The organism is Kosmotoga sp., assembly GCF_982836095.1.
Genome location: NZ_CEYIHJ010000127.1, coordinates 1 through 5728, shown reverse-complemented (window position 1 = coordinate 5728; position 5728 = coordinate 1). Strand labels below are relative to the sequence as shown.

Below are 5728 nucleotides of genomic sequence, written 5' to 3'. Positions count from 1 at the left end.
TCCAGCAAAGCGCGCATAATCGCCGGGATTTCTCAATTCACGTTCAACACCGGGAGACTGCACAATGAGCTCATAAGAACCTTCAATGATGTTCTCGTTATCGAGTAGACGCCCAAATTTCTCTGAAAACGTTTTACAGTCTTCGAGAGAAATGTTTCCCTTCTCCCGATCAATGGTTACAACCAACTGACGTTTTCCTCGATAGCGCTTTAGTTTCAACGCGTAAATTTCGTAACCGGTTTCAGCCGCTACTTTTTTTGCAAGTTGATTTAACGAGTCAACGAGTTCCATAATATCACCTCAAATTAATAAAAATAGAGGGCTGAAATTGCCCTCCTCTTGATAAGAGGTTATTCTATAATTTATTATATATCTTTGGCTTAGTGAAGTCAATACAGAAGAAAGTCAAGATTCTTCGCAGATGTTTTGAAATCAGGAAGTGTTGTGTTATAATTCAACGTGTAAGCCCGTGACAGGGGAAAAGGGGGGACGCCGCTAACACCAATTGGTGTAGCGGCGCTTTTGTTTACCGCCTTGCTGAATGCTGTCAATAGTATCTAAATGAAGCTATATAACGCACACCTTCTCTGAGAACGATCAGTGCAACATAATCACCTTTCTTGAATTCTGAGACCACTTTCTTATAATCTTCAAGTGATGAAACTTCTTCTTGTTTTCCATTTACACTGATCATCACAATAACATCGCCTTTGGACATTCCCATCCGGGAAGCATAACTGTTTTCGAGAACATCTCGGACTATAACACCTGAGATTTCTTGTGGAATAGAGAGTTCTTCCCTATCGCCAGGAAGAATATTGTCAACAACAAGTCCGAGCTTATCGTCCTGATATTTCTCCTGAGTTTTCTTTCCTTCGGCATTGTCTTGATAACCGAGTTCAACATTGAGCGTTATTTTTTTGCCAAATCTGTTTAGTGTGATTGAGACCTTAGAGCCTGCGGGATAATTATGAACCGCAGCAACTAATTCATCGGAACTGTGTATGTCCAAACCATTGAAATTAACTATTACATCCTGAGTTTTTATTCCAGCTTTTTCAGCTGGAGAGTCTTTTATTACATCAGTGACAAGGGCACCGGTATCCACTTTAAGGCCAAGAGATTTGGCGGTGCTTTCTGTAACAGTACTTACATATACACCAAGATAAGCTTTTTGGATCGGAATGCCTTTGATTATCGTATCAACAAATCTCATAGCGACATTTATCGGGATTGCAAACCCCAACGTGGTTCCATATTGTGGTGAAACTATGGCAGTGTTTATGCCGACAACTTGCCCGTGGATATTCAAAAGGGGACCACCAGAATTCCCGGGATTTATCGCAGCGTCCGTCTGTATGAGGTTGGAGTAATAACCATTTCCATCGGGCTTTGGTATTTGCCTACCAGTGGCGCTGATGACGCCAAGAGTAACTGTATGTTGAAATCCCAGGGGATTGCCTATGGCGATTGCCCATTCCCCAATTTTGAGAGAATCGGAATCCCCGATTTCCAGCACGGGGAGTTGTTGACCATCCGGATCGATTTTAATAACAGCGATGTCAAGTTCTTCATCGCCACCAACGTATTTCGCATCGTATTTACTGCCATCAAGAAGTGTAACCTTGATTTGATCAGCGTTGTGTACCACATGTTCGTTTGTGAGAATGTAACCATCAGCATCAAAAATGAATCCTGACCCCAATGCTTCTGCCTTTTTTTCAGCAAAAGGGATTTCACCGAAGAATCTCTTGAAAAAATCCTCGGTGAAGGGGTCAAAAGGGCTGATCTTTGCAGTGGTTTCAACGTCAATTTTCACCACAGCCGGTGCAGCAGCCTCAACGACTTTTTCAACAGGGCTGACATAATCAGGATTCACGAAAGCAAGCCCCAAAGTCACTGCCAAAATGGTAAGTGTAACCAGCAACAACTTCTTCATCCTGAACACCTCCCTTTATGACATTCATCAACTTTTGACGAAAGATGTCAATGAACAGTTCAATTCCAGGGTGATATACTTAAAATTGGTTTGTGTATGGGAGAGTGATTGAATGGAACGCCTTTTTGTTATTGTGGTTTTTCTAATCACGTACTATCTGATAATCAGGGGTAAGCTCAAAAGATCGATAGTGGCTTTTTCTGCGGGTATGTTGATAGTAATGGCGAGGGTGATAGAAGATTTTAAGACATCAAACGTTGGAACCTATGTGGATTTCAACACGATAGGGTTATTAATTGGCATGATGATTGTTGTCGCAATTTTGAGAGGGACGGGCTTTTTTGAATATGTGGCTATAGGTGTTGTTAAACTCTCCCGTGGAAATTTACGTCTCCTTTTTGGATCGTTTATTGCAGTGACTGCTTTATTTTCAGCCTTTCTGGACAATGTAACCACTATTTTGCTCTTTTCACCTATTTTGTTTCTTATTTCTGACTCGCTCGACTTGAACCCGTCTCCATTGATTTTTTCGTTAGTACTGGCAGCCAATTTTGGCGGGACAGCTACAATGATAGGGGACCCGCCAAACATATTGATAGGCTCTGCAAGTGGTGAAGGTTTTTTAAGCTTCATATATCAATTAGCCCCCATTGTAATCGTTGTGCTTCTTTTCTATGGAATATTTTTCAATAAGAAATATATATCCAATATAGAAGTGCAAAAATCAAAGCTGAAGCACCTTATGAATTTAGACATGTCGAAAATCATCACTTCAAAAAAGGAGCTCGTAAAATCCATCAGTGTGTTCCTTGCTGTAATAATAGCCTTTATTTTACATGAACAACTGGACTACGAAGCCGCAACCATAGCACTTACCGGTGCAGCCGCAGCAATGCTTTTAAGTGGCAGAGATTTTTCTGAATTGGCTGGGGATATAGAATGGGATACAATATTTTTCTTCATAGGTCTTTTTATGCTTTCATATGGATTGAAAGCTGTTGGAATCACAGATCTAGTATCCAATGTTATCGCCAGGGCGTATACTAATGAAATACTGCTTTACACTCTTGTACTATGGCTTACTGCGATTGTAGGTGGTTTTATAGGGGCAGTTCCTGTTGTAACTGTTATGATTCCCATAATAAAAACTTTAATTGCTGTACATGGAGTTCCAGCAGATATCTGGTGGGTCCTGTCCATAGGGGCTTGCTTTGGCGGAAGCGCCACGATGACTGGCGCTGCTGCGAATATGGTTGGAACCGCCCTTCTGGAAAGACACACAAGAAAGGCAACAGGCTTTCGTGAATATCTTAGGTTTGCGTTTTTCCCAACCGTTATGAGCTTGATAATGGGGAACATCTATATAATAGTAAGGTATGGAAGATGGTGATAAGATGTCTCTTAAGGTGAAAGATGTTTACAATACCATAACGATAAAAGCTCCCATTGTAAAGGAAGAAGACGACCTAAACCACTTAATTGAAGTACTTGTTGAAAATCCAATTACACGCACGCTCTATGTTACAAACAAGAATGGGAAACTCACAGGCATAATCCCGGTTCTCTATTTACTGAAAATCTGCGGCTATTCTAACTATGGCATAATTCAGTCTGGCAGTCTTCTGGCGAAAAATGTGGCCATTCTAACGGGCAAAAGGGCAAAGGACATCATGTTAGATCCGATCACTGTGACAAAGGAAACCCCGATATCAGAAGCGATAAAACTAATGCTGCAGTTTGAAGTTCAGGAAATCCCCGTCGTTGATGAAAAGTTAAATGTTATCGGTGATCTCAACTCTATCGAAATCCTGGCCGCAAATTTCGGATTCAAGTGAGTTTCAGCTTTTCGACTTCCCCTTTGTAGAGGTACACATCCTCGCTCTTTTCAAAATAATAGAAACCATTTTTCAAAAAGGGTTCCAAATGAGAGCCAGCCTTAAGCATGAGGTGCATTCTTTTGTACCCTTTGCTTTTAGCAAAAGAAATGGCTCCTCTGATTACTTTTTCGTTTACCTTTGAAGAATCCAGCCAAGATATTTCTAACGTGTCTGGAAACTTTATATTTCTCGAAAAGATAATCTGGCATCCTGAGATTTCCACGAATTCACATGCGGGCAAAAAATTTACAATTGTTTCAGCTTTGGCAGGAAAAAAGACCCAATCATTTGAGACAAAACCATGAAAACTGAAAGAAGAGGGAAAAACAGTAACATTTGATCCGGATGTAAGGGTATCCAGCTGCAAATTTGTATAGACCTCTATTCGTGAAAAGCCCATTTTTTCGTTTATGCTTATGGATTTGACGTTACCAAAGTATGTTGAAAAGTATAATGTCTTTATATCAAGACTTTTCGCAAGCTGAATCATCTTCCGGGCCATTTCCCTGCCAAAGCCCCTGTTTTGATAAGAAGGAGCAACCCTTAAGCCTTCAAGCCAGCCAACCTCATCTTCAAAAAGCAGTAGCCTGCCAAGGGCGATAAGCTGGTTATGCTTATCTTCAAGGCAGTAGAAATAGCCATTTCCTTCTTTCAGCCATTTTTCAAAAACCAAAGGGATGTAATCACTACCATCCCAAACCCCAGAGGTGAGCTTAACGATCTTCTGATAATCTTCACTTTTAACTTTTCTAAAGCGCATATACGTATTCCTTTCTGATATAAGTTGAAGTCATCGCCCTCAGCAACGCCCCGTAAGACATTCTAAAAGGCATATATTCTCCAACTTTGAAAGCTTTTGGGACTTCTGTTAAGTCTACTATCAGATGGTCACTTGAAGCGTGCAACACTTCTGCCCCATCTACCATAGGAATTAGACCAGAGGGCAGAATATCCTGTTCACCAAGGTCAAGAATGGCTCTGAGTCTTGTTCCACGGTCTTCAAAGCGTGGTTTACGTCCAAAGGCATCCAAGCCGATTTCCCCTTCGGGAATCGAAGGTTTGCGCTTTAGCTCGATGATCTGACCATACAATATGAAATTGTCCTGCCTCGTTCCGGGCACATTGCGGTTGTTCGTAACGTCTGTTCCACATATTATGGATTCACCAAGCCTGAACTGGTTTATACCCGGTGGAACAATACCACGTTCCACGAGAGGAAGCGAAGCGGTATTCCCGGCAGAAAGAATTTGCAACTCAAATCCTGTTGATTTTCTGAACTTCTCTGAAAGTTCTTCCAAAAGCGCGAATTTCTCCGGGGTAGCTTTTACCCCTCCATAGCAACCAAGGTTTGTACCAATTCCAAGAAGCTTTCTGCCGGCGATTTCATAAGCCTTCAGGAGTTCTGGAAGGGCTTCTGCGTACCAAACTCCCTCACGCAAGTCGCCAGTATCCACCATGTATATGTATCCTTTTTCAGTTGTGTTGTCAATATCGATAAAATTTTCGAGAACCTTCAGGTCGGAAATCAAAAAATAATGGGCGAGCTCAAGCGCTTCACGAATTCTTGCCTGCTCAGGGGGACGCAAAAGCATGAATTTTGCTCCAATCCCTTCTTTTTTTAACCTTTTGATGTTCTCAAGCCTTGATTCTCCAATGATTTTGATGCCCGCTTTGAGCATTTTTTCAGCGATGTTCGGGTCGCCACAGGTTACCTTTGTAACACCAACCACCTCTATTTTCGCTTCCGCACATAGTTTGTTGAGAAATACAGCGTTTTGATAAACTCTATTTGGATAAATCTCAACATATGCCATCTTCACACCTCCACTGTAATTATATCAGCTAATCAATATCCCTTATCGTATAATTGAAATATGGATAAAGGCAGTTATATTCTCCTTATAGAAGTGAA

Annotated in this window: 5 protein-coding genes and 1 pseudogene; 2 read left to right on the top strand and 4 right to left on the bottom strand. The window is 41.3% G+C overall.

Going from position 1 to position 5728, the window contains the following annotated elements:
- Nucleotides 1-291: pseudogene (locus tag AC3LHT_RS08235) on the bottom strand (ribosome maturation factor RimP); the annotation flags it as partial.
- Between the two features lie 256 nt (nt 292-547).
- Nucleotides 548-1939: a Do family serine endopeptidase gene (locus AC3LHT_RS08230; RefSeq protein WP_290644512.1), complete on the bottom strand. Its 1392-nt coding sequence runs from the start codon at nt 1937-1939 to the stop codon at nt 548-550.
- A gap of 112 nt (nt 1940-2051) precedes the next feature.
- Here AC3LHT_RS08230 and AC3LHT_RS08225 point away from each other — a divergent pair, with 112 nt between their 5' ends.
- Nucleotides 2052-3329 (top strand): ArsB/NhaD family transporter, encoded by a 1278-nt coding sequence (locus AC3LHT_RS08225; RefSeq protein WP_290668065.1) that lies wholly within the window; start codon nt 2052-2054, stop codon nt 3327-3329.
- A gap of 4 nt (nt 3330-3333) precedes the next feature.
- Entirely contained in the window at nt 3334-3774 is a 441-nt protein-coding gene (locus AC3LHT_RS08220; RefSeq protein ID WP_290668063.1) for a CBS domain-containing protein, read from the top strand.
- On the opposite strand, the gene AC3LHT_RS08215 is transcribed toward AC3LHT_RS08220, so the two are convergent.
- Both AC3LHT_RS08215 and AC3LHT_RS08210 read right to left on the bottom strand, forming a co-directional pair.
- A complete protein-coding gene (locus AC3LHT_RS08215) occupies nt 3767-4576 on the bottom strand; it encodes a GNAT family N-acetyltransferase (RefSeq protein ID WP_488662552.1) in 810 nt (269 codons plus the stop codon). The two genes, AC3LHT_RS08220 and AC3LHT_RS08215, sit on opposite strands and share 8 nt — an antisense overlap.
- Nucleotides 4566-5630: an alanine/ornithine racemase family PLP-dependent enzyme gene (locus AC3LHT_RS08210; protein ID WP_488662551.1), complete on the bottom strand. Its 1065-nt coding sequence runs from the start codon at nt 5628-5630 to the stop codon at nt 4566-4568. Before AC3LHT_RS08210 ends, AC3LHT_RS08215 begins: the two co-directional genes overlap by 11 nt.
- Nucleotides 5631-5728: the final 98 nt, after the last annotated feature.